This is a genomic window from Bradyrhizobium sp. NBAIM08 (assembly GCF_020193935.1).
In the GTDB taxonomy this organism is placed as follows: Bacteria; Pseudomonadota; Alphaproteobacteria; order Rhizobiales; family Xanthobacteraceae; genus Bradyrhizobium; species Bradyrhizobium yuanmingense.
The window spans coordinates 1-385 of record NZ_JADYVR010001299.1 but is presented as its reverse complement, the minus strand read 5'-3'; the positions used below and the strand labels follow the sequence as shown (position 1 = coordinate 385).

Sequence of the window (385 nt, the reverse complement as noted above, 5' to 3'; positions counted from 1 at the left end):
GTAGTAGAGACAGGTCGAGTGCGCCCTGCCACGCCGACTCGGGCACGGTGTGGATGGCGTCGTGGACCGCGACGCCTTTGTGCACAGGAAACCCGATGGAGTACTCCACGGACCGGCCCCGGACTCGGCCTTGCTCGTGCAGCCAGTCCAGCAGCTGATGGGTGGCGCCGGCGGTGTCGGCTCGGACCAGCAACCGGCGCCGAAACGGAGCCGGAACCTGGCCGATAGCCTCAGTGAGCACGCTGATCTGGTCCCCGGCATGGTTGGCGTTGCTGTTGCCGGGACGCAGGTGGACGGCGAGCATCTCCCCGCTGTTGTCACACCATGCACCCAACGGGTGAAAGCCGAACCCGCCCTTGAAGTTCGCTGCCGCCTGCTCCTTCTC

General features: G+C 66.8%; 1 protein-coding gene. It reads right to left on the bottom strand.

From position 1 onward, the window contains the following. A partial coding sequence (locus I6F37_RS44615; RefSeq protein WP_225155074.1) for a transposase occupies window positions 1-385 on the bottom strand: 385 nt, incomplete at both ends.